General features: G+C 48.6%; 18 protein-coding genes and 1 pseudogene. 12 read left to right on the forward strand and 7 right to left on the reverse strand.

The window, feature by feature from the left end:
- Positions 1-9234, forward strand: a 9234-nt coding sequence (locus tag WG8_RS11545) for a non-ribosomal peptide synthetase (protein WP_007430362.1), incomplete at its 5' end; no start/stop codon positions are given.
- 366 nt (positions 9235-9600) lie between these two features.
- Positions 9601-12630 (forward strand): chitinase N-terminal domain-containing protein, encoded by a 3030-nt coding sequence (locus tag WG8_RS11550; RefSeq protein ID WP_007430363.1) that lies wholly within the window; start codon positions 9601-9603, stop codon positions 12628-12630.
- Positions 12631-12732: 102 nt separating this feature from the next.
- Here WG8_RS11550 and WG8_RS27390 read toward each other — a convergent pair whose 3' ends face one another.
- Positions 12733-12879 (reverse strand): hypothetical protein, encoded by a 147-nt coding sequence (locus tag WG8_RS27390; RefSeq protein WP_007430364.1) that lies wholly within the window; start codon positions 12877-12879, stop codon positions 12733-12735.
- Between the two features lie 29 nt (positions 12880-12908).
- The gene (locus WG8_RS11555) at positions 12909-13256 is read right to left on the reverse strand and encodes a hypothetical protein (RefSeq protein ID WP_007430365.1); all 348 of its coding nucleotides are present in this window, start codon (positions 13254-13256) and stop codon (positions 12909-12911) included.
- Positions 13257-13507: 251 nt separating this feature from the next.
- Here WG8_RS11555 and greA point away from each other — a divergent pair, with 251 nt between their 5' ends.
- Entirely contained in the window at positions 13508-13987 is a 480-nt protein-coding gene (gene greA, locus WG8_RS11560; RefSeq protein WP_007430366.1) for a transcription elongation factor GreA, read from the forward strand.
- Between the two features lie 134 nt (positions 13988-14121).
- Here greA and WG8_RS11565 read toward each other — a convergent pair whose 3' ends face one another.
- On the reverse strand, positions 14122-14661 hold the full coding sequence (locus tag WG8_RS11565; RefSeq protein WP_007430367.1) for a transcription repressor NadR: 540 nt from the start codon (positions 14659-14661) through the stop codon (positions 14122-14124).
- A complete protein-coding gene (locus WG8_RS11570) occupies positions 14658-15812 on the reverse strand; it encodes an IscS subfamily cysteine desulfurase (protein ID WP_007430368.1) in 1155 nt (384 codons plus the stop codon). Before WG8_RS11570 ends, WG8_RS11565 begins: the two co-directional genes overlap by 4 nt.
- A 167-nt stretch (positions 15813-15979) precedes the next feature.
- Here WG8_RS11570 and nadA point away from each other — a divergent pair, with 167 nt between their 5' ends.
- Positions 15980-17086 (forward strand): quinolinate synthase NadA, encoded by a 1107-nt coding sequence (gene nadA, locus WG8_RS11575; RefSeq protein ID WP_007430369.1) that lies wholly within the window; start codon positions 15980-15982, stop codon positions 17084-17086.
- Positions 17087-17129: 43 nt separating this feature from the next.
- Here nadA and WG8_RS11580 read toward each other — a convergent pair whose 3' ends face one another.
- Positions 17130-18485 (reverse strand): PQQ-binding-like beta-propeller repeat protein, encoded by a 1356-nt coding sequence (locus WG8_RS11580; protein WP_007430370.1) that lies wholly within the window; start codon positions 18483-18485, stop codon positions 17130-17132.
- A 176-nt stretch (positions 18486-18661) separates the two neighbouring features.
- Here WG8_RS11580 and WG8_RS11585 point away from each other — a divergent pair, with 176 nt between their 5' ends.
- From WG8_RS11585 to WG8_RS11610, 6 genes are all read left to right on the forward strand, one after another.
- Positions 18662-18991 (forward strand): hypothetical protein, encoded by a 330-nt coding sequence (locus tag WG8_RS11585; RefSeq protein ID WP_232289087.1) that lies wholly within the window; start codon positions 18662-18664, stop codon positions 18989-18991.
- Positions 18957-19790, forward strand: a complete 834-nt coding sequence (yidC, locus tag WG8_RS11590; RefSeq protein WP_007430372.1) for a membrane protein insertase YidC — start codon at positions 18957-18959, stop codon at positions 19788-19790. Before WG8_RS11585 ends, yidC begins: the two co-directional genes overlap by 35 nt.
- A gap of 191 nt (positions 19791-19981) precedes the next feature.
- Positions 19982-20758, forward strand: coding sequence for a GNAT family N-acetyltransferase (locus WG8_RS11595; RefSeq protein WP_007430373.1), 777 nt, complete (start codon positions 19982-19984; stop codon positions 20756-20758).
- Between the two features lie 76 nt (positions 20759-20834).
- Positions 20835-21506, forward strand: a complete 672-nt coding sequence (locus tag WG8_RS11600; RefSeq protein ID WP_007430374.1) for a phosphatase PAP2 family protein — start codon at positions 20835-20837, stop codon at positions 21504-21506.
- A gap of 249 nt (positions 21507-21755) precedes the next feature.
- On the forward strand, positions 21756-22466 hold the full coding sequence (locus WG8_RS11605) for a response regulator transcription factor (protein ID WP_007430375.1): 711 nt from the start codon (positions 21756-21758) through the stop codon (positions 22464-22466).
- On the forward strand, positions 22463-23839 hold the full coding sequence (locus WG8_RS11610; protein ID WP_007430376.1) for a sensor histidine kinase: 1377 nt from the start codon (positions 22463-22465) through the stop codon (positions 23837-23839). The genes WG8_RS11605 and WG8_RS11610 overlap by 4 nt, the downstream gene beginning before the upstream one ends.
- A gap of 80 nt (positions 23840-23919) precedes the next feature.
- On the opposite strand, the gene WG8_RS11615 is transcribed toward WG8_RS11610, so the two are convergent.
- Positions 23920-24393, reverse strand: coding sequence for a C40 family peptidase (locus WG8_RS11615; protein ID WP_007430377.1), 474 nt, complete (start codon positions 24391-24393; stop codon positions 23920-23922).
- A 362-nt stretch (positions 24394-24755) separates the two neighbouring features.
- On the opposite strand from WG8_RS11615, the gene WG8_RS11620 reads away from it, so the two are divergent.
- Positions 24756-25781: a glycosyltransferase gene (locus WG8_RS11620; RefSeq protein WP_007430378.1), complete on the forward strand. Its 1026-nt coding sequence runs from the start codon at positions 24756-24758 to the stop codon at positions 25779-25781.
- A 21-nt stretch (positions 25782-25802) separates the two neighbouring features.
- The gene (locus tag WG8_RS11625) at positions 25803-26483 is read left to right on the forward strand and encodes a succinylglutamate desuccinylase/aspartoacylase family protein (protein WP_007430379.1); all 681 of its coding nucleotides are present in this window, start codon (positions 25803-25805) and stop codon (positions 26481-26483) included.
- A 123-nt stretch (positions 26484-26606) separates the two neighbouring features.
- Here the strand turns inward: WG8_RS11625 and WG8_RS28405 are convergent.
- Positions 26607-26767, reverse strand: a pseudogene (locus WG8_RS28405) (sugar phosphate nucleotidyltransferase); the annotation flags it as partial.

Here is a 26767-nt window from a genome sequence, read left to right on the forward strand (position 1 = left end):
AGTCCGTTCCGCAGTGGAGAACGCTGCTATCGCACGGGCGATCTGGTCCGCTGGAATGCGGACGGGACGCTGGAATACAAGGGGCGGATTGATGCCCAGGTGAAAATCCGGGGCTACCGGATCGAGCTGGGCGAGGTGGAAGCACAGCTGTTGAAGCTGGAGGTGGTGCGAGAAGCCGTCGTGATTGCACGTGAGGACGAGCAGGGGCAAAAACAGCTCTGCGCCTATGTGGTGACCCATGCGGATATAGTGGCCAATGAGCTGCGCAGCGCGTTGAGCCAGGAGCTACCGGGCTACATGGTGCCGTCGTATTTTGTGCAGTTGGAGCAGTTGCCGCTGACGCCGAACGGCAAGGTGGACCGCCGGGCGCTGCCGCAACCGGAGGGGAGTGTAAACTCAGGCGCAGAATATGTGCCTCCGCAAAATCCATTACAAGTACAGCTGGCGAGTATTTGGCAAGAGGTGCTGGAGCTTGAGCGCATTGGGATTAAGGATAACTTTTTTGAAGCGGGAGGACACTCTCTGCGGGCGACACATGTCATATCGCTTATCCATAAGAAATTGCATAAAAATGTGCAGCTAAAGGATTTGTTTGAGCATCCGACGATTGAACAGCTTGTGCAGGTGATTGAAACGCTGGAGCAAATCGCCTATGAATCCATCTCTGTTGCTGAGAACAAGCCGTTTTATACAGTATCCTCAGCGCAAAAACGGATGTATATCCTCAATCAGCTTGACGGAGCGGGAGTTAGCTATAACATCCCCGGCGCCCTGACACTGACAGGTTCACTCGATTATAAGGCACTGGAAAAAGCGTTCCGCCAGCTTATTGCCCGTCATGAAACATTGCGTACAAGCTTTGAGACCATGAACGGCGAACCTGTCCAGCGGGTGCATGACGAGGTTCCGTTTCGCATGGAGTTGATTCATGCCCACGGTGCCGACCAGAAGGAAACGGATAAGCTGGTGCACGACTTTGTCCGGCCGTTTGATCTGGCGCAGGCCCCGCTGTTCCGGGTGGGCCTGATTGTAATCAGTCCAGAGCATCATATTTTGCTGCTGGATATGCACCACATCATTTCGGACGGCACCTCTATCCATGTGCTGATTCAGGATTTCATTCGTTTATATGCAGGTGACACGCTGCCATCACTGCGCATTCAGTATAAGGATTACGCCGCTTGGCAACAGGAGCAGCAGCAAAGTGAACGCTACCGGGAGCAGGAAAGCTACTGGCTGAATACCTTCGCGGGAGAGCTGCCCGTGCTGGATATACCGACCGACTATCCACGTCCAGCAGTGAGAAGCTTTGAAGGAGATTTGCTGGAGTTCACACTCGACTCACGGCAAAGCGAAGGATTAAAAAGAATTGCGATGCAGACGGAATCAACATTGTATATGGTGCTGTTGGCTGCTTATACGGCTTTGCTTAGCCATTACAGCGGACAGGAGGATATTATTGTCGGTTCGCCGATTGCGGGACGGTCCCATGCTGATCTTGGCAGTCTGATCGGGATGTTCGTGAACACACTGGCGATCCGCAATTACCCGGAAGGCGGGAAAACATTCCGTGATTATGTGCTGGAGGTCAAGGACAACGCATTGAAGGCTTTTGGATATCAGGATTATCCGTTTGAAGAACTGGTAGACAAGCTGGGTGTGGATCGAGATTTAAGTCGCAATCCGTTATTTGATACCCTGTTTGCTCTGCAAAATCTGGAGCAAAAGGAGCAGCAGCTGGCAGGGTTGCAATTGACATCCTATCCGAGTGAACAAACGACGGCCAAATTTGATTTGAGTCTGCTCGCGCTGGAAGATGGGGAGGAAATCATCTGCGGTCTTCAATATGGAACCCGGCTCTACAAGCGGGAGACCATCGAACGATTGGCGTTGCATTTCCAGCAGCTTATCCATGTGGTAATAGAACAGCCGGATATCGTTCTTTCGGCTATTGAAATCGTTTCGGCCCAAGAAAAAGAGCAGATTGTGCAGCAATTTAACGATACAGCAGCAGACTATCCGTATCCGTGTGATCAAGCTGTGCATGTGCTGTTCGAGGAACAAGCAGCACAATCGCCGGATCGGGTGGCAATCACCTTTGCGAGTACACAGCTTACCTACCGCGAGCTGAATGAACGTTCCAACCGTCTGGCACGCATACTCGCTTCCCATGGGATACGGCGCGGCTTGGAGCCGGAAATACAGCGGGTAGGGATTATGGCTGAGCGCTCTATTGAACTGATCGTCGGTATGCTGGCGATTTTGAAGGCTGGAGGGGCCTATGTTCCCATTGATGCCGATTATCCTGAGGAGCGTATCCGTTATTTACTGGAGGATTCCGGAGCTCAGCTGTTACTGGCACAGCGACGCGAGCAGGTTCTTTTTGAACCGGGTATTCCGGTTATCGCTTTGAGTGATGATCCAGGATGGAGCAGCGAACCTGAACTTAATACTCATGCAGATGAATCTGCTGCGATCTCAACGGACGGATCTTCCTCAGATCTTGCGCATGTCATCTATACCTCTGGTACAACAGGCAAGCCGAAGGGGGTTATGATCAGGCACCGCAATGTCGTGCGTTTGGTGAAAAACCAAAGCTATGCCACATTTGATGAAAATACGCGTATGCTGCAAATAGGAGCAGTTGTGTTCGATGCCTCCACGTTTGAAATCTGGGGAACGCTGCTGAACGGTGGCCAACTGTATGTGGTAAGTCATGACACGATTTTGGACGCCGCCAAGCTCAAACAGACCATTGACAAGTATCGTATTAACACCATGTTCATGACCGCAGCTTTATTCAATCAGCATTCACAGCAAGATATTGGAGTGTTTGCTTCCTTGAAGGAATTGCTCGTGGGTGGCGATGTGTTGTCCGTACCACACGTCAATCGCGTGCTGAAGGAGTACCCGCACCTTCGATTGATCAATGCTTACGGGCCGACGGAGAACACCACCTTTTCCACCACCTATGACATTACAGAAGCGCAAGCCCAGTCTGTTCCCATTGGACGTCCGATTCATCATTCGACCGCATATGTGGTCAATCGTTCGTTAAAGCTGCAGCCTGTCGGGGCATGGGGAGAACTGATCGTCGGTGGCGACGGCGTGGCGCTCGGGTATCTGAATCGGTCCGAGCTCACGGCGGAAAAATTTATTGAAAGCCCATTCCGGCCCGGAGAATACTGCTATCGTACAGGAGATTTGGTGCGTTGGCGTGTAGATGGCGTGTTGGAGTACAAGGGAAGAATGGATGAGCAGGTCAAAATTCGCGGCTACCGCATTGAGCTGGGTGAAATTGAAACCAGATTGTCCACGATTGCAGGTGTGAAGGAATCGGTTGTTACCGTGCAGCAGGATGATAACGGGCAAAAACAGCTGTGCGCATATTTCGTAACAGACAGCGAATTGAGTGCGAGCGACATACGTAACGTTTTGTCGCAGGATCTGCCTGGCTATATGGTGCCTTCCTACTTTGTGCAGCTTTCCAGACTGCCCTTGACGCCCAATGGTAAAGTAGACCGCAGGGCACTGCCTGCACCTGAGCATAATGTAGACACAGGCGTGAATTATGTGGCACCCGAGACGGCTGTTCAGCAGTCGCTGGCTGCGGCTTGGGAGGCCATTCTGGGTATTCGGCAAGTGGGCATACTGGATAACTTTTTCCATTTGGGTGGTGACTCCATCAAGGCTATCCAAGTATCGTCGCGCTTGTTTCAGGCGGGATACAAGCTGGACATGAAGGACTTATTCAAGTACCCGACAATTGCGGGACTGAGCCCATATATTCAGCCTGTGAACCGACTGGCGAAGCAGGGCGAGGTTACAGGAAATGTTGTGCTTACACCGGTTCAGCGCTGGTTTTTTGAACAGCAGGCGGCAGAGCCGCACTATTTTAACCAATCTGTCATGCTCTATCGCCAGGAAGGCTATGATGAACAGGCACTCCGTCAAGCACTTGACCAAATTACCGCTCATCATGATGCATTGCGTATGGTTTTTCGTTCATCGGAGAACAGGTATATCGCATGGAACCGCAGTGTAGAGGAAGGCGAACCGTACCATCTGGAGAGTTTTAATTATAGGAACAGTCAAGTAAGCGAGGCAGATTTGGCGAAGATTATTGAAACGAAATGTAATGAAATCCAATCCGGTATTTCTTTAAGTGAAGGCCCGCTCATGAGGCTGGGGCTGTTCCGTTGCCCGGATGGAGATCATTTGCTGATCGTGATTCACCATTTGGTGGTGGATGGGGTATCCTGGCGCATTTTATTCGAGGATTTAGCGACTGCTTATGAGCAGGCCTCCAAGGGTGAACGGGTAATTCAGTTGCCTCATAAAACGGATTCTTTCCAAACGTGGGCCGAGCAGTTGCACGCTTATGCCAACAGTCCAGCCATTGAACGTGAGCGCGCGTATTGGGAGGAGCTTGCGCAAACGGAACTGGTTTCTTTGCCGCAGGATTATGGGCATAACGAGTACGAAAAGCCGTTAATGGGTGACAGTGAGTCGGTTACCGCTGTTTGGACAAGTGAGGAGACAGAGCAGCTGCTTAAGCAGGCAAATCGTGCCTACCGTACAGAGGTTAACGACCTGCTGTTGACAGCGGTAGGGATGGCATTGCAAGCGTGGTGCGGAAATGAGCGTTTCCTGATTCATCTGGAGGGGCATGGACGGGAAGCTATTTTACCAGAGGTGGACATTACTCGAACGGTAGGATGGTTTACAAGCCAATATCCCGTTTTGCTTGATATGGCAGAAGAGCAGTCTCTTTCGCAGCGAATTAAGCATGTGAAGGAAGGACTGCGCGGCATCCCGCAAAAAGGGATCGGATACGGCGTGTTGAAATACTTAGCCGATCGCCAGGGACAAGCGGCATCTATAGCCCTATTTGAGGCAGATCCTGAAATCAGCTTTAACTATTTGGGACAATTCGATCAGGATATGAAGGGAAATGACCTGAAGTCATCCCCTTACAGCGGAGGAATGCCACTTAGCCCGACCATGGCCCGGACGTATACGCTGGATTTTGGCGGCATCATTTCGGCAGGCCAGTTGGGTTTGACGATTAGCTATAGCCGTACCAGCTATCGAGCGGAGACGATAGAGCGCTTGGCGAGATTACTGGAATCGAGTCTGCGTGAAATTTTGGCGCATTGCATCCATAAAGAACACCCGGAGCTGACCCCAAGTGATATTTCCTATAAAGGAATGAGTGTAGAGGGCTTGGACAGCCTGTTATCTGAAATGGGTACTGCGGGTGAGGTCGACAATATATATACACTGACCCCGATGCAAAAAGGGATGCTGTTTCATAGCCAGCTCGATAGTCAAGCAGCCATGAATGACGCGTATTTTGAGCAGGTTTCTTATGACATGCGAGATCAGCTGGACATTCGGGCTTTTGCAGACAGCCTGAATATTCTGGTTCGGCGACATGAGGCGCTGCGTACACATTTTTATTTTGGCCGGGATACGGAGCCGTTGCAGGTGGTGTATCGAAGCCGGGACTGCGGCTTTTATTACGAAGATTTACGCGAGCTGGATGTGGAAACAAGGGATACCTGGCTGAAGAGCTTCAAGTTGGAAGATAAAGCACGGGGCTTTGATCTGCGCCGGGATGTCCTGCTGCGTGTAGCGGTTTTGCGCACCGGCGAAGACAGTTACCATTTTGTGTGGAGTTTTCATCATATCGTGATGGATGGCTGGTGCCTGTCCCTTGTGAATAAAGAAGTGTTTGAGAGCTATGCAGCACTTCAGGAGGGTAGAGTGCCAGAGTTGGCACCGGCAGTGCCGTACAGCAGCTTTATTGAATGGCTGGAAGCACAGGATCGCGAGGCGTCAGCCGACTACTGGAGAAGCTATTTATCCGGGTATGAGCAGCAAACAGCGCTGCCTGCTGTAAAAACCGGTCGTAAGAATGAAGGCTACACAGCCAGCGATTGGGTGACGGATTTGGAGCATGAGCTGACCCTCCGGGTGGAGGAGACGGCCAAGCGGTATCAGGTGACCATGAATACGTTATTACAAACCGCATGGGGGATTGTGCTGCAAAAATATAACAACCACAATGATGTCGTATTTGGCAGTGTCGTCTCAGGCCGTCCATCGGACATTATCGGGGTTGAGGACATCATCGGCTTGTTCATTAATACGATTCCCGTTCGCGTACGTACCGAGCCAGGGGAATCATTTGCAGAAGTGATGAAGAACATGCAGGAGCAGGCGCTGGCTTCTCATGCGTATGACACGTATCCGCTGTTTGAAATTCAGGCATTGACCGACCAGAAACAGGATTTAATTAACCATATTATGGTGTTTGAAAATTATCCGGTGGATGAGCAGGTCGAGGAGCTGGGAAATGACGGGCAGAGTACATTCACGATTTCCAACGTGGTGGCTACAGAGCAGACCAACTACGATCTGAGCGTCGTCGTTATGCCGGGAGAAGGCATCAAGATTCGTTTTATGTATAACGCGTTAAGCTATGATCAAGCAGGCATTGAGCGTCTGTATGGACATTTTGTACGTTTGCTGGAGCAAATTTTGCTTAACCCGAATGTTTGTGTTGAAGAGCTGGAACTGGTTACTGCGGCGGAAAAGCAGCAGATTACAGGAGAGTTTAATGATACTGCCTCTGCATATCCACGCAATCAGACGATCCATAAACTGTTTGAGGAGCAGGCTGAGCGCACGCCGGATCATGTTGCCGTCGTTTTGGGTTATCAATCTTTAACCTACCGTGAACTGAACGAGAGAGCCAACCGTCTCGCACGGACGCTGCGTGCAGAAGGAGTTCAGCCGGATCAGCCGGTAGGCATTCTGGTGCAGCGCTCGCTGGAAATGATCGTAGGCATCTATGCGATCCTCAAGGCAGGCGGAGCCTACGTGCCGATTGATCCAGAATACCCGGTGGATCGCATACGCTTTATGCTGGAGGACTCGGGAGCGAAGCTGGTGCTGACGCAAACGCAGGTAGCCGAACAGGCATCCTTGAGCTTCGACGGCCAGGTACTGGTGCTGGATGGTCCAGAGCAGGATGGAAAGGACATCTACCACGAGGATGGCTCGAATCTGGAGCCACTGGCCGGGCCGCATCATGTCGCGTACGTCATCTACACTTCCGGTTCGACCGGAAAACCGAAAGGCGTGATGGTTGAACATCATTCCGTTATTAACCGGATTTTGTGGATGCATGACCGTTACGGCTTGGGCGCGGAGGACACGATCCTGCAAAAGACCACCTTCACGTTCGACGTGTCGGTGTGGGAGCTGTTCTGGTGGTCGATGGTTGGCTCGAAGGTAAGCTTGCTGCCCGTTGGCGGGGAAAAAAATCCGGAGGACATCGCAGATGCGATTGCCCACGATGGAGTCACTACGATGCACTTCGTGCCTGCCATGCTGCATGCGTTCCTGGAGTATGTGGAGCAGCAGCCACGGGAAGTGATACAGGCGAAGCTAGGCACGCTGCGGCATGTATTTGCCAGCGGCGAAGCGTTGCCGCCGCAATATGTGGCGAGGTTCCAACGGCTCGTGTCGAGCCTGGCTGGAGCGAAGCTGATCAACCTGTATGGCCCAACAGAAGCAACCGTAGACGTATCGTACTTCGATTGCGAGCCGACGGAGGAATATGCAGTCATTCCAATCGGGAAACCGATTCAGAACATTCGTCTATACATCGTGAAGGAAGGCACGGAGCAATTGCAGCCGATCGGGGTTGCAGGCGAGCTGTGCATCGGCGGTGTAGGGGTAGCACGCGGCTATCTGAACCGTCCGGAATTAACGGCGGAGAAATTTGTTGCCGATCCGTTTGCGGGTGGCGAAGCAGGCTATGAGCGGATGTACCGCACGGGTGATTTGGCGAGATGGATGCCGGACGGGAACATCGAATATTTGGGCCGGATCGACCATCAGGTGAAAATCCGGGGGTATCGGATTGAGCTGGGCGAGGTGGAGGCGCGGCTGGCAAGTGTACCGTCCGTGCGGGATAGCGTTGTTATCGCTTTGCAGGATGGAGCAGGTCAGCATCAATTATGTGCTTACTTCACTGCCGATGAGCAGCTGACCGTCCGTGAGATTCGAAGTGCATTGTTTGCCGCCCTACCAGGCTATATGATTCCATCCGCCTTTGTACAGCTGGATCATATTCCGCTGACGACCAACGGCAAAATCGACCGCAAAGCGTTGCCTGTACTGGACAAAGCGTTGCACACGGGTACAGAATATGTCGCACCGCGAAGCGATGTGGAGCAGTTGCTGGCAGCCATTTGGCAGGAAGTGCTTGAAATCCCGCAAGTGGGGATCCACGATGACTTTTTCACGTTGGGGGGACATTCCTTGAAAGTGCTGGAGCTTGTACGCAAAGTTCACCTTGCCACAGACATCGAGCTTCCAATTCGCAGTGTTCTGGAGTTTCCGACCATAGAAGAGCAGGCGCTCGCATTATTGAAATCCGATCTGGAATACAAGGCGGATAGTCCAATCATTCGGTTGAATGAACACGGTCCTGTCTCTATCTTCTGCTTTCCGCCCATGCTTGGATATGGGCTGTCGTTCGCGGAGCTTGCAAAACAACTGGATCAGGATGCAGTCGTGTATGGATTGGAATTCGTAGAGGATGCTGCGGATGAGCAGGACATGTTGGCACGGTATGTTGATTTGATCGTCAGCACGCAAGCGCAAGGTCCCTATATGCTGCTTGGCTATTCCATAGGAGGCAATCTGGCGCATAAGGTTGCCGACACGCTGGAGCGTCAAGGTCATGCTGTATCCGACATTTTTATGCTTGATTCAGTCAAAAGGACGGAAGCCCGGCCCTTCACAGCCGAAGAAACAGAGCACGATATTCATGCTATGCTGGAACAGGTTCCCGAGTCCTACCGTGAGCTGTTGAATGACACGTACCAGCGTAAAATGATCGCTTACGCGGTGTATGGCAACCAGCTTGTGAACACAGAGACCGTTCAGGCCAATATTCACGGTTTTGTTGCTGTCGGATCTGAAATGGTGAAGGGGACGGGAGACAATCGACTCTTATGGAAAGACGCTACACAAGGAAGCTATGAAGAGCATAGCTTGATCGGCAGTCATTATGAACTGCTGGAACCCGGTTTTGTCGAGGAAAATGCAAAATGCATCCGTGCCGCAATACAAAGCATAGCCCGAAGCACGGGGCAAACTATGGCTCATGGGTCTTCAAAGCCAATGGTCGATGATATGTCCGGCATTCGTTAATTTATAATCTGACAGAATCCTGATCGAACAGATAAGAAGCCTTCTGCTTACGCGATTCGATCAGGATTCGCTTTATCATCCGCACTCCCGCTATGGGAAGTGCGATGATTACATAGCGCCATGCAGATAGCTCCGATATGGAGTGAAGATATCTGCTCCGCTATGCAATCACCGCACCGTCAACACAATGATCCAACTTCATACTTACATTGCTGCATACGGTATATCTTTTTTATTGGGATTTTCTCCCTATTCATTATTCCTGAACGTTTACAAAATATTGCATGTCCGAACATAATTGAATGCTAAAATTTGTATTTGGTTCCCCTTAACTGGAGCCACAAACTAACCAACAGGAGGAATAGAATGGGAATCATTCGTCTTTTTGCATCCCGCAGCATCAAATACGCTACTGCGATGGTATTCACTTTGTCATTGTACGCGGGCGCTGTGAGCGGCATACAGCCGGCATCGGCAGAAGGCCCGGCCGATCCGGCTCCGTTCATCGCTGCCAAGGTGGTGAATGAGAATGCCGGCAAAAAAGTATTATTCGATAATACACACGGACAGACGTCCGGTGCCGCAGACTGGGTCATTGACGGAGGGTTTTCCGACTTCGGACAGGCCCTAGCGAACCGTGGCTATGATGTACATGAGCTTCGCAAAGCTACGCCCATTACTTACAATGATCTGAAGGATTATGATGTATTTGTGACGGCAGAGCCGAATATTCCTTTTAAACAAAGCGAACAGGCTGCAATGGAGCAGTATGTCAAAGCAGGCAACAGCATTTTCTTCATTGGAGATCATTATAATGCAGACCGCAACAAAAATCGGTGGGACGGCTCGGAAAGTATAAACGGATACCGCCGTGGAGCATGGGAAGACCCTGCCAAGGGGATGAGTTCAGAGGAAAGAAGCTCGGCAGCGATGCAGGGTGTAGTCAGCTCGGACTGGCTGGGCAGCCAGTTTGGTGTGCGTTTCCGCTATAATGCACTAGGCGATATTACCGCCAATCAGATTGTGGAGCCGACGCAGGCGTTCGGCATTACAGCAGGGGTGAGCAATGTCGCGATGCATGCAGGGTCCACGCTGGCGATCATCGACCCGACCAAAGCCAAGGGCATCGTATACCTGCCCGAAACGAATCAAGCTTGGGGCAATGCAGTCGATCAGGGCGTCTATAACGGAGGCGGTATACCGGAAGGACCCTATGCAGCCGTATCGAAAGTAGGACTGGGCAAAGCAGCTTTTATCGGGGATTCATCTCCTGTCGAGGATGCAACGCCAAAATATTTGCGCGAAGAGACAGGGACCAAGAAGACGACATATGACGGCTTTAAGGAGCAGGATGATGCTGTACTGCTGGTTAACCTGATCGACTGGTTATCCAAGAAGGAGGACTACACCAGCCTGACGGATGTGAAAAGCTTGCAGCTTGACCAGCCGACGGCGCTGCTGCCTTTTGAAGAGCCGCAGGCTTCGACGGAGCCGCAAGCCGAGCCTTGGTCCGCTCCCGCAGCAGGCTATAAATGGTGGGATCAGCAAACCTTCAAGGCCGGCTCTTATGGAGGACCCACGACCAGCGCACAGCCTGTGTACAGCATCGTTCGTCAGGAACAGCTGCCGAATGCACAGCCTTTTCAAATTCGAATTGTTGCTGACCAACTGGCTCCCAATACCACGGTTAGTGGATTCAGCACAGGCATTTATGTAGCAGGGGGCACTCAGGTAGCCCAGATTCAAAACCCGGATGGCACTTGGCCAACCTCGTATGGCTATAGCGGAGCATTTAGTCTGGCATCCGACAGTAAGGGGCATGCCTACAAAGACCTGACCGTACGAATCAAGCCGGGAACCAGCGGTGCGGCCAATCTTCGATTGAGGCAAAATGGCAGCAACCTGCTGACCCAATCGGTCGTACTGGCCGATGTCCCGGCAGAGCCGCTGCCTGAGGAAGGAAATACCGTTCCGTCACGTATTAGCATTGCCGAAGCACGGAGCCTCCCGGCTGGCAAAGCTGTGACCGTGGAGGGAGTCGTGACGACACAGCCAGGTGCCTTTGGCGGTCAAGCCTTTTATATGCAGGACGAAAGTGGAGGCATTTATGTATATCAAAACCAAAACGGGTTTCAGCAGGGCGATCAAGTAAAAATTACAGCCAGCCTTGCATTGTACAACAGTGAACTGGAACTGACCGATCCAGTGGCTATTGAAAAAACGGGAGCAGGACAGCTTCCGGCGGCCATGCCAATCACGGAATTAAACGATGCCAATCAAGGACAGCTGGTTGAGCTTCCCTCAGCCACCATTCGTAATATAATCGACGCGACTCCGGCCGGTTCCTTTGAATTTGATGCGGTAGCTGGCGAGGCAAGTCACCATGTTCGCGTGGATGCACGTACAGGCGTCACTCGGACATCCTTTCCTTATCAGGAAGGGCAGCAGGTAAAGGTGAAGGGGATATCAGCGATTTTTAAAGGGAATTACCAGTTAAAGCCGCGCGGGCTGGATGATTTTTCAGTTCAAGCAGGGGCAGAACTGCAAGAAGTAAAGCTTTCGCTGGACCACCAGAACCTCACCGTGGGGGATACCGCATCTACACACCTCAGCGGTACACTAACGGATGGCAGCGAAGCAGATTTAAGCAATGCTTCTGTGCAGTATACCAGCAGTCATGAGTCCGTTACACTGGACACGTATGGCAAGCTCCAAGCGGTAAAAGAGGGAAGCGCCGAAATTACAGCCAGCGTCACTCTACAAGGCATAACCGTCGTATCCAATCCTGTAACGGTTACCGTCGGAAAAGCCAATGCTGGTGATGTGCCGGGCAAACCTGTTTTATCCGATGATAACGGGCAGGACAATGGCCTGAAGGATGGTAATTATCATATCACTATGAATCTGTGGTGGGGGACGAACGGCGATGAACTCAAGCTGTATGAAAACGGCGAGCTGATCGGGACCCAGTCTTTGCAAGCCGCTTCCCCCAGAGCACAGCATGCAATCATTTCAGTAACGGGGAAAGCAAATGGTACCTACACATACACGGCCGAACTGATCAATGCTTCCGGTAAAACGACCAGTGATCCGTTAGTCGTCAAAGTGACCGATGCTTTACCGGGCATTCCGGTGCTCTCTCATGACAATTGGGACGGTGACGGCAACTACACGGCTTCCATGAATATGTGGTGGGGTACCAATGCAACAACATATAATTTATATGAAAATGGTGAGCTGATCGACACGCAAGAGCTGGCGAGCAAAACTCCCCAGGCTCAAAGTGCAGCTACAAACATTCAAGGCCGAAAGCCGGGCACCTATGAGTATCGGGCCGAGCTGGTCAATGACGCAGGAAAGGTTTCGAGCCAAACGATTACTGTAAAAGTGAAGTAGCGTTCATAAATAGCAAGAGCATCTATTGGCTTTGTGGAGCCCGATAGATGCTCTTCTTTATTTATTATCAAAAAAGCCACGCTGGAACGGGGACCTGCCCATTTAGGATGTAGATGAAGATGAAGTTGGCTGAGCCGAGAGCGTATCTATATCGGTAGAGCCAAAGAAAAATAAGACAATCAGAATGGTGAGAATGATAAACTCTGCAAAATGCTCCCCGTCAAACTCACCTGCCGTAAGCTCACTCACCGCAAATAACCCCTTTCGTCATCGGTGTATTACTTTTCCATTTTCTTTTGAAAGGCTTGTATGACTTGATCCAGCGTCATATTCCCGTTATCATTTAAAAATTTTACCATGTTGTCGACATTGGTAGAGTTCGACGCTAATGTTTTGTATTTCCCCGTTAATCCTACAAGCAGAGTTGCTTGTCTGTATAAAGTAACGGAATCGACGTGTAGCTTTCCAGTTAACAGCAGGGCCGCTACCACGACCTCCACATTTTTCCCATGCAGAGCAGAGAAGATAGCCGAGTTGGTGTTTAACCCGCTTTTTTTTTGTCCGTTGGAGCTAGAGGATGATCTGGATCTGCGATTCCCATTTCCATTCTTTCCCAAGGAAGCCATTGAATCTTCCTCCCACCATAAACTGTTCTTGTCTGGTATGAAGAAAGTTCGGGACAAGGACAGTGGCACTGCACGTGCTCATCAAATGCGTTATGATCTTATAGTATGCGATAAAAAAGCATTGGTTACTGCAAGAATAATCCTGACTGAGTGTTCCCAGGCTCCTATCGTTATGTAAATTATTTTCGCATGTTGGTTCAATATAGAGTAAACTACAATAAAGCAAACGAAATAGGAGTTGTGAATAAAGCATGTCAAATGAAGAAGTATTGTTAACCAAAGAGGGATTAGCCAAGCTGGAGGAAGAACTCAAGGAACTGAAGACCGTAAAACGCAAGGAGCTGGCTGAACGTCTCAAGCTGGCGATCAGCTACGGAGACCTGAAGGAAAATAGTGAATATCACTCAGCCAAGGATGATCAAGCATTTATGGAAACTCGTATTTTGACATTGGAGAAAATGTTGACCAAAGCTCGGATTGTGGATGAAAGCAATCTGGATCTCCGAACTGTCAGTGTCGGCTCAACTGTCGTTCTCAATGATATTGAATTTTCGGAGAAAATGGAGTACAAAATTGTAAGTCCTGCCGAGGCAGACGTTCTGGATAATAAAATTTCCTATGAGAGTCCTTTAGGCAAGGCGCTTTTGGGTAAAGAAGTGGGCAGTATCATTCATGTAGACGCCCCTATGTCTGTCATTAAATATGAGCTGCTCGAAATTAAGCTCACATAGTTCATTCCCGATTCCCTTGATAAGGGAGCCGGGATTTTTTATTTTCTCGTTGCTCACATATCAGCCTTACGGAGCGCCGCTGCGCTCCATATGCTGGACAAAGTGCTCGTTGTAGCTGCAATAGACATATAAGGCTAGTCCGTCATCAAAAAGCCGGCTTGCTCCAATGCAGCACAGGCATCATTAATTTTAGCTTCATCCGAGGCTTGCAAGGTATGAAGATGGATGCCCCCGGTCAGCTGGGACAAATAAGTGGCTTGAGTGGAGTTGATTTTGCGAATAAAATCCTCCACTTCCTTGCGATTTCCGACTCGTATCGGAGCAGTTAGATCGCCATATACCGGATGCTCCACAATAACATCCTGCACACTTACACCATAGTCCACAATTAGCTTTAATTCCTCTTCTGCCTGTTCAGGTCGGTGATTGCACACGATAATACGTGAGGCTATGGGAGCAGCCTGCCCCGCAGGCGCCATGTAAATGTATCCTTGGCTCGTAGCCAGGATAGGCTCTTGGCTTGCCTTTAACAGGGAAATATCCTGTACAATTACTTGTCTGGAGACGGAGGCTCTTCGTGCCAGCTCGTTCCCGGTCAGCGGAGATTCATTTTTGAGCCACAGCAGCAACTGCTTGCGGCGATCCGTTCCTGACCATTTTGAAGATTCTGTCAATGGGATAAGCTCCTTTCTTGTCGATGCGTCAATTCTGCCAAAATACCTACCAGTACATTCAGATCCTCGATTGTAGTTGTCCTTCCGAAAGAAATACGGATAAATTGTAAAGCTTCACGATCAGACGCTCCGAGCGCTTGTAAGGCAGGTGAGGGTTCGTGGTGTCCGGCGGCACATGCGCTGCCGGTAGATATGCACACACCACTGCGGTTACATTCCAGCATAACATATTGTCCCTCGTAACCGTGAAAAAAACATCCCACGATCTGACTGAGCACTGCTTCTGTGCCGCTTTCCTGTACGACCCAACGCAACGGAATGGATTTATTTTGAACTTGGGTCATAAAATATTGCCTTAACATAGCATACCGCTGCTGATGCAGCTCCATTTGTTCAGTCATCATCTCTGCAGCTGCGACAAACGCAGCAATACCGGGAACATTAACTGTTCCGGGACGAAATCCGTTTTCGTGCAATGTATCAGGGTACACGGGACGCCACGGAGTCCCCGGCTTGAGATATGCAGCACCGACACCTTTGGGGCCATACACTTTATGGCTTGATATGGAGAGAGCATCTATTCCCATGGCTGTTACATCAATGGGAATGTTCCCGAAGGTCTGTACCGCATCACTGTGCAACAAAATACCTCGATCTCGCAGCAGGGGAGACAAAGCCGCAAGATCCTGAATCAGCCCGGTTTCCGAATTGGCGTGTTGTACAGATACGAGTCCGGTATTTTCTCTGAGATGAGGCAAGAGAGCTTTGTCGGTTATTCGTCCGTCCTTGTCCGGTTGTACAATTGTCAGCTCATAGCCCTGCCGCTTCAGCAAAGTGGCAAGATTGTACATAGACTGATGCTCCAGTGCGCTCATAATCCAATGCTTTTTGTGCTGCGGCAATCCGTTCAGGATCGACTGGACAAGCAACATATTGGATTCCGTTCCTCCTGTTGTAAAATAAACGCCTTCCTTTTGTCCGCCAATCATATTCGCTATCCGTTGTCTGCTGTAATCCAGCGCATAAGCTGCCTGGCCGCCCGCGTCATGAAGGCTGCTGGCATTTCCGAACATTTCCTTATTTAATGCGTTATACATATTCAAAGCTTCGTCACACATGGGTGTGGAAGCGGCATAGTCCAGATAAATCACAGCCAATCCTCCCTGTTTAAAAATAATTCCATCACAAAAATCCTTGAGATTATTGTAGGCATGTGTAAATATAAGTGTCAAGACACTTGTAAATATGTATGTAACACGTCGGCTGTCTGTTCATAAAAGCAGAGACAGACGGCCGCAGAGATAATGGAGGGATTGGAATGTCTATACTTGATGTTTTACAAGGAAATCGAGGGCTGATGCCGGAGAGCTATAAGACACTGACAGTTGCAGACATGGAGCGTCGCGTCGCCGAGCTGAAACAAAAATGGGGTCCAAAGCTGCTCATTCCGGGTCATCACTATCAGAAAGATGAAGTGATTCAGTTTGCTGATATAACAGGGGATTCTCTACAGCTTGCCCAAATGGCGGCACAAAATCAGGAAGCGGAATTTATTGTGTTTTGCGGAGTTCATTTTATGGCGGAAACGGCGGATATGCTGACTGCCGACCGACAAACGGTCGTACTGCCGGATATGCGCGCAGGCTGTTCGATGGCAGATATGGCGAATATGGAGCAAACCGAACGGGCTTGGAAGCATTTGCAGGAGCTTGTTGGAGACACGATTATTCCGTTAACCTATGTGAATTCTACAGCAGAGATCAAAGCCTTTGTAGGACGACATGGCGGGGCTACCGTGACCTCTTCGAATGCCAAGCAGGTGCTGGAATGGGCGCTAAAGCAAAAGGAACGTATTTTGTTTTTGCCTGATCAGCATTTGGGTCGCAATACAGCCTACGATCTTGGAATTCCGCTGGATGAAATGGCCGTGTGGAATCCAATGACCGATCAGCTGGAGACTGAACGGGACCCGGCAACCGTGAAAATTATTTTATGGAAAGGGCATTGCTCTGTTCATGAAAAATTTACGGTAGATCATGTTCGCAGCATCCGTGAGCGTGACAAGAACATCCGGGTCATCGTTCATCCCGAATGCTCTTATGAGGTCGTACAGCTCGCAGATTGCGCGGGCTCTACCAAATTCATCATCGATACCATCCGTGCGGCAGAGCCGGGGACCCGATGGGCCGTCGGCACAGAGATGAATCTCGTGCAACGAATCAAGCAGCAGTACCCTGAACAGCAGATTGAATCGCTCAATCCCGATATGTGCCCTTGCTTGACCATGAATCGGATCGATCTTCCACATCTGCTATGGGCATTGGAGCAAATTGATCAGGGAGAGCCTGTGGGTGTGATTCGTGTGGATGAGCAGGTCAGACAGGAAGCTGTACTGGCGCTGAATCGCATGCTGGCAATCCGTTAAACTTGTGCCGTGCCCAGCGGATTCCTTCTTGAAATCTTTGGACTTACTTTAGAGATGCAGGGAGCTTGACGGCAAGCAGACGATTGCCGGATTGAATAAATATCATCCCACCGGATTTGAGCGTAGGACCGAAGGAGCGTGAGCCTGTGTTGACAGTAAATGCAGATTTCAAGGTCATCAGGTCATAGCCATGAAATACGCCATCTGATTGCCCGATGTACACCCCTTTGCCAAACACGTCAGCTTGAAGGATCGGATTATCACCGTCGTAATGAATGAATTGACCTGAGGCCAGCTTCATGGCAGTCAGTCCGTTTGTATTAAAATCTTGGTAGAAGACGCGGCCCTCATGAATGGAATATAAAGGAACAAGCTGTTCATAGCCATTTTGCGACCATTTGCGAGCAGGTTTGCTGTCTGGTTTGTAGTTCCAGAAGTCATAGGAAGCTAGTGCCTTTCCCTGAAAAACATAAAGATCTTTGCCGTACAAAAAAGCAGAACCATATATGCCTCCAGATTGGAAAGTGCCATCTTTATTTTCAGCTTCGGTCCAGCGGTACTGACGATCTCCTTTGGATTCACCTGTCTTGAGGTCGTACTGTGATATCGTAACTTTGCGATTTACCGGGTCATCATCCATCATAAACGTATTGGCAAGAGAGTAGACCACCCCGTCTTTAACGGCCAGTGGAAAGGAATTTCTGAAGCTTTCCCAAAGCTTTTTGCCGGTTTTAGCGTCATAGGCATTGATCTGTTCAAAGGTCAGGCTGCCCTGTACGTTATAATTGCGGATAAGGACACCATCAGTCTCCATTAGGTTGTTCAGACCATGGTATGAGTCCTTATCCTCACTGATTTTCCATTTGAGTTTGCCGCTTGCAGCATCGACCGCAGCCGTTTGTTCCGACTGTGTAATGTATACTGTAGAGCCGATTCGATAAATATGATCCGCCTTCGTAAATCCTAAAGAAGTGGTCCATGCTTTCTTGCCTGATTCTGTAACGGCATAGATGGAGCCGTTCTGTGTCATTCCGTAGATGGTGCCATTGCTATGAATCAAAACAGGGGCAAGCTGATCACCATATTGCCACAATTTCCGGCCCGAGCTGCCCTCTAGGGCAACCAGTCTGTGGTTAGCATCAATTGCGAACACCTTACCGTTTTCCGCTACTGCAACCGTCTGCTCTGAATATTGATTTCTATCGATTGGGATAACAGGAAAAGACCAGGAAGGCTTGATCACAGGTGCTTGGATTGAGCTGCTATAAGCTCCACTGCTCATCGAGACGGCAGATTGCTCTGCACTTGCTTTTTCAGTGAATCCACCAATGATCAGGGGCAGCCCAATACTGGCTACCGCCAATCCTGTTAACAATGAGCTATATATCGTTTTTCTCATACGTGCTTGCTCCTTTACGAGTTAATGGGGAGTACGGTTTTACATGAAATTCCCTTTTGATTAGACTGTAAATAAAGCCAAAAGTTTCATGTGTTTGTGAACCTATCTGTATCTCTAATTAAAGATTAGTCGTTAACCCGGTTTCGTGCTATAATCGTAGCAACCAACCGAAGGAGGTGAATCCCTTGTTTGAGCTTCAGGACCTGCTCCCTTATTTGTTTACAATTGGCTTGCTGTGTACGGTAACCTATACGTACCTCACTCATTTGCACGGCAATGTACCCGAATGCTGGGTAGAAGGCGGGGCTGTGCGGTCGCATGCTTCTTCGCTGATGCCGATATCTGCTCGTGGACAGGACATGCCTGTCCGACTGGCACGCCATATCCGGCGCAAGGAAGCGCCGGATGAAGACACGTCAGATTGTTTCCCCTCGTTGAACGATAGTACAGCCAATCAACGAGGAGGAACATATGAAACGTTTCAAGGGATTCACCTTTTGGGGTAAAAAAGAACGGATATTAGGAATGATGGCAGCATTGGCGGTGGTCATGCTGCTGTCTGGCTGCGGTGCGACTGCTGGAGAGATTAATTCACAGACACCCGGTTTTTTTAATCATTATGTGGTGTTCCCGCTTTCTTGGCTCATCCAGCAATTGGCGCAATGGTTTGGCGGAAGCTTTGGGCTGGCGATCATGACACTGACGTTAGTTGTTCGTCTGGCGTTACTGCCGCTAATGATGCGTCAAACACGTGCCCAGCAGGGAATGAAGCGCAAGATGAGCGCCATGCAGCCCGACCTGGACCGAATTAAGAAGAAGTACGAAAATAAGAAGGATGCTGCCAGCCAGCAGAGTATGCAGCAGGAAATGATGTCGCTTTACAAAGAGCATCAATTCAATCCGCTCAATATCGGCTGTTTGCCTATTCTCATTCAGCTCCCGATATTGAGTGGGATGTACACTGCCATCCGGTTAACCCCGGAACTGGCCTCTCACTCCTTCCTGTGGTTTCGGCTCGGACAGCCGGACTGGATTTTGGCAATTATCGTTGCAGTCGTTTACTTGGCACAGGCCAAGCTTTCTCAGTCTCAAATGACGGCTGACCAGCGCAAGCAATTTGCCATTATGGGATATCTCTCACCGATCATGATGGCGGTTTTTTCCTTCAGTGCTCCAGCAGCCATGCCATTATACTGGACAGTAAGCGGTACCTTTTTGCTGCTCCAGTCGCTATGGTTCCGTAAACGTTATCCAACCGAGGAAGCAGAGAGCAAGGCCAAGCTTGGAGAAGTCACACCAACCTAAAAGAAGATGATGTTTGTTTAAATATCGAATTGTGTTGCAGAATGACATATGCAATAACAGGATGCCGTTCGAGCTATTATCAGGCTTGAACGGCATTTTTTTGTGCTGATTGTGTACAATTCGCTTGCGTTATTTCAGTCATTATGAAATCCTATTTTAATAAGTTTATTCTTAGAGTTGGGAGGCGCGATATGAAAAATCCAGCCACGTCCATTGAATGGTATAAAAATCAAATCAGGGAGGACGGCTGCTATTGCATGAGGAGTATGCAAAAGGCAGCGGGCTATGTACACAAGCTGAATTGGACAGAAAACGAATTTTCCCAAGGTTTGACTTACATACAGATAAGAAAGGACAATAAACCAGCAGGATTTATGGAGTATGCGTTGGGTGAACAGGCATGGAGGGCCGTTCATGCGGACGGATATCTTCTGATTCATTGTTTATGGATGGGGGTAACCGGATTGGGGCTAGGCTCTCAACTTATTCAACATTGCATCGAGGACGCTGTCAGATTGGGTAAAAAGGGAGTCGCTGTAGTTACCAACACGGATACATCGTGGGCGCCAGGCCCCGACATTTTTCTAAAGAACGGGTTTCAGCATGTGGAGAACGGACCTTATTCTTTTCAGCTGTATGTTTATAAGCTTAATAGAGAGCATTCTGATCCTTATTTTCCAAATAACTGGGCGCAGCGGCTGGAGCGCTTTAGTGAAGGCTTGACCATCTTGCGAACTCATCAATGCCCCTATTTGGAGATTGCCACGCAAAATGTGATTGAAGCGGCAGAGAATGTGGGCACACAACCCGAAATCATGTATATACACAATCGTTCACAGCTGATGGAATTGTCCCCGACACCTTATGGTGTATTCCATGTGATCTATAAAGGTGAATTGATTTCATATCACAGACTGACTCCGCGTTCTTTTGCAAAAAGGTTGAGCATGCTTTACGATAAAAGTTAATTCTTTGGGTGAAATTATGTAAGAAAGGTGTGTAAAGTAAAAATACGAAACGAAGATCACGGAGGACCAACAAGACATGAAACAAACATCAACCAAGCTGCCCATCTCCTTGGCCCTACTCACATGTATAGTATGTGCGCTCAGTTTTACTTTAATCGCATTATGGGTCAGCGACCATCAGGTACGGCATTTTGACTACAAGATCATTACGGATATTCAACAGCTGGAGTCACCAGCAATGACTCGTATAATGAAATTTTTCACCCTAATTGGCAGCGGGATTCCGGTTGCGATCCTTATTTTAATCACCATGCTGGTGCTGAACAGAGTATTGGGCCACCGTAGAGAACTGCTGTTTTTAGCAATTGCTGTGCTGGGGACGGTGTTGCTGAATACGGTATTAAAGTTGCTCTTTCACCGTGCGCGTCCCGAAATTAACCGTATTATTGAAGCAAATGGATACAGCTTTCCAAGCGGACATTCCATGACTGCTTTCAGTATGTATGCGGCGCTGACTTTTTTAGTGTGGAAGCATGTTCCTTTCAAGCTAGGCCGTATCCTGCTGCTCGTGCTCAGCAGTCTGCTGATTATAGCGATCGGGACAAGCCGCATTTATTTGGGCGTGCATTATCCAAGCGATGTTCTAGGCGGCTATTTTATGAGTGGCTGCTGGATGGCGGCCTGTATTTGGTTTTATCAGCGATATGAAGAACGCAAGCCGTCACTTCGCTTTAAATCGACAGCGTAGTTCGTGACGCAGGCATTGAATTATAAAAAAGCAAGCAGACGCGTTTAGCGTCTGCTTTTAATTTGGGCAGAGGAAGTGAGGTGGTAATACTACATTAATTAGCATGAATAAATTACTCCTTAACATCAAAAAATGAATTACAAAATTACATTATAGAGCTTCCCAACGAATTAAAGCTTAAAATCAAATGAAAATGCATGTCTTTTCCAGTAGTCATTTGTTTTTCTATAGAAAATAGGTGGTTTTGTGGTGAAAAAATCGGTGCTGATCATTGATGACGAAGAGAAGATATCCAGGTTACTCCAATTGGAATTATCCCACGAAGGATATGCAGTTGAAATCGCTCAGACGGGCAAAGAAGGATTGGAAAAAGCATTGGCACACACATGGGATATCATCATTTTGGATGTGATGCTGCCTGAGCTTAACGGGATCGAGGTGCTAAAGCAGATTCGAAAAGTGGACAATCATACACCCGTAATTATGGTCACTGCACGTAACACAACTACTGATAAAGTCTCTGGTCTGGATGGAGGTGCGAATGATTACATTACGAAGCCTTTTGAAATCGAGGAGCTATTAGCGCGCATGCGGGCCAGTATGAGGCATCAATTGGAGTCGAGAGCTACCTCTCCACAAGAAGAGGACAATCCGCCGTATCTTCAGGTCGATAGCTTGGTGCTGGAACCCAAAACACGTTCTGTGATGCGGGAAGGGAAGCGAATCGAACTGACGCCCAAAGAATTTGATCTGCTTCATTACCTCATGGAACACAAAAATCAAGTATTACAGCGGGATCAATTGATTCAGGACGTATGGGGGTTTGATTTTGTAGGGGATACGAATGTAGTCGATGTGTATATCCGATATGTTCGCAAAAAAGTGGATCATGGCTACAAAAAAAAGCTGATTAAAACCGTGCGTGGCGTAGGGTATTGCATCAGGGAGGAAGACCATTGAAGCTGCGGACCAAAATTACCCTGCTCAGCTCGATTCTAGTGATGACCATTCTCCTGTTTGTAGATGTGACCGTGCATCTGTTGTTTGTCAAAATCGCCACTCGCAATGAAAGAGAAGTGCTGCAAAATAAGTGGACTGAAATCATTTCAGAAACCGGTTCCAAGATGATTTTGAAAAATGCTTGGGGGCCCGAGTTAAAAGATGAGCTTTCGGGAGACACGATCCTGAGGGTTTTTGATCAGCAATCCCACCTTCTGTATGAAATAAGTCGTCAGTCCCGCTTCAAGCTGGGTGATATACGTTTTAACCCTTCTCAAAGTTCACAGCTGACAGATGTACAGGGCCATAAAATCCTGGTCATTCATCTTCCAGTGTTTTCTCCGGAGGGAAATCAAGAGGGAACGCTGGAGATCGTGGAAAAATGGGATGCGCTCCAAAACAATCTCGATATTTTAGATACGATTCTAGTCACCCAAACTATAGGAGCTATGTTGCTTAGTCTGGTAGGCAGCACAATCTTAGCGAATGCCATCTTACTACCGATTTCGAGCAGTATCCAGACGATGCAGGAAATTGAAAGAAGCCTTAAATTCAAAAAAATCCCTGCTCGCACTCACAATCAAGATGAATTGTCTCAAATGACCGCAACCTTTAACCGAATGATGGACAGATTGGAGGAGAGCTTTCAAAGTCAGCAACAATTCGTCTCCGATGCTTCGCATGAGCTGAATACGACATTAATGATCATTGAGGGCTATGCTAACATGCTGCGACGGTGGGGCACGCGTGACGAGGAAATTCATAAGGAATCCATTGAATCCATCTATGAAGAAACGCAGCGGATGCGAACGATGACGCAGCAATTACTGACTTTGGCTTCCTCACAGCAGAAAGACCCGGAGCCGTATGAGCGAATGGAACTGATCGGTTGTTCTCAACAGGTAGTAGCACATCTCAAGCTTGTACATGATCGTCAAATGACGATTCTTACAGATGAAAAAGAAATCTGGCTTGATGCCAATCTTGCCAAAATCAAGCAGCTACTGCTTATCTTGCTCGATAATGCTTTAAAGTATAGCTCAGATCCGATAGAGATTCTGTTGTCCACAGATAAAAAGGATGTGCACATCCGGGTCAAGGACTACGGAATCGGAATACCAGCGGGCGAGGTCAAGCGAGTCTTTGAGCGATTTTATCGGGTAGATAGCTCCAGACATCGTAAAACCGGAGGAACCGGGCTTGGGCTGCCCATTGCCAAGGCTATTACAGACGCCCATCAAGGGACGATACGTATGGAAAGCGTGGAAGGGGAAGGAACACAGGTGACCGTTACGTTGCCCCGAAGACAACAGGAAGGGCTGTCCCTCCGGTAGACATATCTACTCGCGGAACAGCCCTTTGCGTTGATGCTTATAAGTGGTCATAGAGGAATGGAATCTTATCTATGCCTGTCCTACAGGACACGACGTGCTGTAGTGTAATGGGAACTCCACCATCCGGAATTAAGGTTCGTAATCGTTACGCCGCCTTTACCAAATGTGTGTAAAATCTTGCCATCCCCCATATAAATAGCTACATGGTGAATAGGAGAGTAGAAAAAGACCAGATCGCCTTTTTGCAGCTGACTACGTGGTACAAACGTCCCGACAGTCGATTGTTGTCTTGACGAACGCGGAAGCTTGATTCCATTTTGTCCAAATACATATTGAGTAAATGAAGAGCAATCAAAAGAGCTAGTGTCGCCTGCCTGTGCTCCAAACTGATAGGGTACACCCATAAATTGGGATCCTGTAGAAATGATCTGATCAGCTGTATCTACCGAAGCGGCATGAGTGGTATCAGGTGCAACTACAAAGCTTCCTGCGCCGAATGCCAAAGTCATCGTAAAGCAAATGCCCATCCATAATTTTTTTGAAGTGAGTTTCATATAAGATACCTCCGTTATTTCGTATTTTGTATCTTGTCGTGATGTCCTGATATGACAATAACACAAATAAAATATCCGGAATTTACCACTTAAGGTTACAATCCTGTTACCTCAACGCTTTTCCCTCATTTATTAGAAAACGATGAGAATTTTCACCTGATATTTTGATTGACAGAACGTGCATTTCCCCCTTATCACTGGGTCCGTATGACAAAAAGCGACTTGCAGATGATTTGCACAAGCAATCACGCAAAATATGCATACCTATATACTAGAGTTAATAACTTGTACGGGAACAAGCCTGGATTCCCGTTTATATCGTAAAGATCACACCGCTTTTCCGGTCAGGAAGGGGAATTCGTATGGCTTCAAAGCAGATTAAAAAGCCCAAAGGTCGACATCTAACCATTGTTCAGGTCATTTCCAACTATCCCAATGCACAGCCGGTACCCTCCATCAAGGGTGGAACGGAAAAGGTCGTATATGAATTGACGGAGGAACTGGTAAGACGAGGACATCATGTAACTTTGTTTGCTGCCCGCGGGAGCAGGAGCAGTGCGCGGCTAATTCCCTATCCCAAGGGATTGAAGCACCATCAGATTCCGCATTACGTGCTTCAACATATGCCGACGGGTACACATATCATTCATGATCATACCTTTCGTTCAGCTCTGGGGCGCACGAAGCTGCCTTGTCCATCATTATGCACAGTTCATATTCCTGTGAAGAGACACGGTAAAAACCCGGTGTTTGTCAGTAAGCGGGCACGCCTGCTTATGGGCGGAGGGAAAGGATCTTATGTCTATAACGGTATCAACACACATGAATACGAGTTCAGCAGCGAGAAGCATGGCTATCTACTGTTCATGGGTAGAATTATACGAAATAAAGGTGTATTGCAAGCCATTCAGGTTGCAGAACGAACAGGAAAAAGACTGCTTATTGCCGGTCCTATCAAAGCCCCTATCTATTTTCGCCAAGAGATTCAAAAGCGAATTCAGCACAATCCCAAAATCCACTATGTAGGGGCGGTCGGAGGGGAACAAAAGCAGAAATTGCTGAAGCATGCCGAATGCCTGCTGTTCCCGACACTGTGGGAAGAGCCCTTTGGACTTGTGATGGTAGAGGCGATGGCTTGTGGAACACCCGTACTAGCTTTAAAAAACGGCTCTGTTGCCGAAGTTCTTTCAGGTTTTCCACAGCTGATTTGCAAATCAGTTGGCCAAATGGAGCGAAAGGTGCAGCAAAAAAATTACCCCTCACCCGCTCAGCTGCGCCAGTATGTCACCCAAAGATTCACCAACAAACAAATGACCGATAAATATTTGAAACTTTACCGTCAAATTATTCGTCGGCAAGGACAGAAGAAAAGGACATCGAAAGCCTGAGCCTAAACGGAGGTGAAGGGAATGAAGGTAAAAAAGCTTATGCTTGGAGAGGATAATTCCTGGGCCACTCCTTATTATATAGCCACAGGGGAGCAGGAAGGTCCGCATGTGATGGTAGTCGCGGGCATACACGGCAATGAAATCGCGAGCATTCGCGCGGCTGAAAAGCTGGTAAAGCTGTTAAATCAGCAGAAGCTGCAAATCAGCCAAGGCAAGCTTATTATTGTGCCTATTGTGAATCAAGTTGCTTATCGCAAAAGAATCAGGGGCGTACCCGATCTCAATCGAACCTTTCCACGCAAAAAAAAGCAGGCGGCATCCAATCCACTTTCCGCTGCGGTATTCCAATTAATACAAAAGCATCAACCCGAGTGGTATCTCGATCTGCATGAAGCCAACGGATTATCACAAAAGGATGCCAAGGTGCTTGGTCAAACGCTAATTTCCGATAAGGGGAATCCGGTAGTTCCTGCGGTGCGTCGAACTATAAAGCGAATGAACCATTCCATCAAAAGCAAAGACAGGTATTTTAACATTCGGTTACATGAGCTGCCAGGCTCCTCCCGCACTGCGGCAGCCCGCATTTTAGGCGCACGCGCAGTCACCGTAGAAACAGGCTGGAGTCTGCCCAAGCAGGTACGTATAAGGTATCAGCTGAAAATTGTGCAGCATCTTTTGAGAGAAGCCGGGTTGACCATATAACAATACAAAATAAAAATCGCTTCTAGAGCTATGGAGTTTCCTTTCCCATACTCAAGAGCGATTTTTTATTTGCGATTCTCGTCCTCAAATTGATTTTTGGGGCTTATGTGACATCTCTTTGCATCAGGCTTCGGGTTTATAGAAAGAGCCTACCAGGCTTTCCCCCAGGCGAACCTCAATCAGCTCCAATGGCTTATCCTGATCGGCACGGATCGTGTGATGCGTATCGACTAGAATACGAAAGACTGAACCGCTTACCGCCGTAAAGCGTTCTCCGTTCAGCA

Origin of the sequence: Paenibacillus sp. Aloe-11, assembly GCF_000245715.1 — a bacterium.
Lineage (GTDB): Bacteria > Bacillota > Bacilli > Paenibacillales > Paenibacillaceae > Paenibacillus > Paenibacillus kribbensis.

Excerpts from the sequence above, each read along its gene's own strand:
- WG8_RS11550 (WP_007430363.1), top strand. The coding sequence starts at position 9,601 with ATGGGAATCATTCGTCTTTTTGCATCCCGCAGCATCAAATACGCTACT.
- WG8_RS11555 (WP_007430365.1), bottom strand. The coding sequence starts at position 13,256 with ATGGCTTCCTTGGGAAAGAATGGAAATGGGAATCGCAGATCCAGATCA.
- greA (WP_007430366.1), top strand. The coding sequence starts at position 13,508 with ATGTCAAATGAAGAAGTATTGTTAACCAAAGAGGGATTAGCCAAGCTG.
- nadA (WP_007430369.1), top strand. The coding sequence starts at position 15,980 with ATGTCTATACTTGATGTTTTACAAGGAAATCGAGGGCTGATGCCGGAG.
- WG8_RS11580 (WP_007430370.1), bottom strand. The coding sequence starts at position 18,485 with ATGAGAAAAACGATATATAGCTCATTGTTAACAGGATTGGCGGTAGCC.
- yidC (WP_007430372.1), top strand. The coding sequence starts at position 18,957 with ATGAAACGTTTCAAGGGATTCACCTTTTGGGGTAAAAAAGAACGGATA.
- WG8_RS11595 (WP_007430373.1), top strand. The coding sequence starts at position 19,982 with ATGAAAAATCCAGCCACGTCCATTGAATGGTATAAAAATCAAATCAGG.
- WG8_RS11600 (WP_007430374.1), top strand. The coding sequence starts at position 20,835 with ATGAAACAAACATCAACCAAGCTGCCCATCTCCTTGGCCCTACTCACA.
- WG8_RS11615 (WP_007430377.1), bottom strand. The coding sequence starts at position 24,393 with ATGAAACTCACTTCAAAAAAATTATGGATGGGCATTTGCTTTACGATG.
- WG8_RS11620 (WP_007430378.1), top strand. The coding sequence starts at position 24,756 with ATGGCTTCAAAGCAGATTAAAAAGCCCAAAGGTCGACATCTAACCATT.
- WG8_RS11625 (WP_007430379.1), top strand. The coding sequence starts at position 25,803 with ATGAAGGTAAAAAAGCTTATGCTTGGAGAGGATAATTCCTGGGCCACT.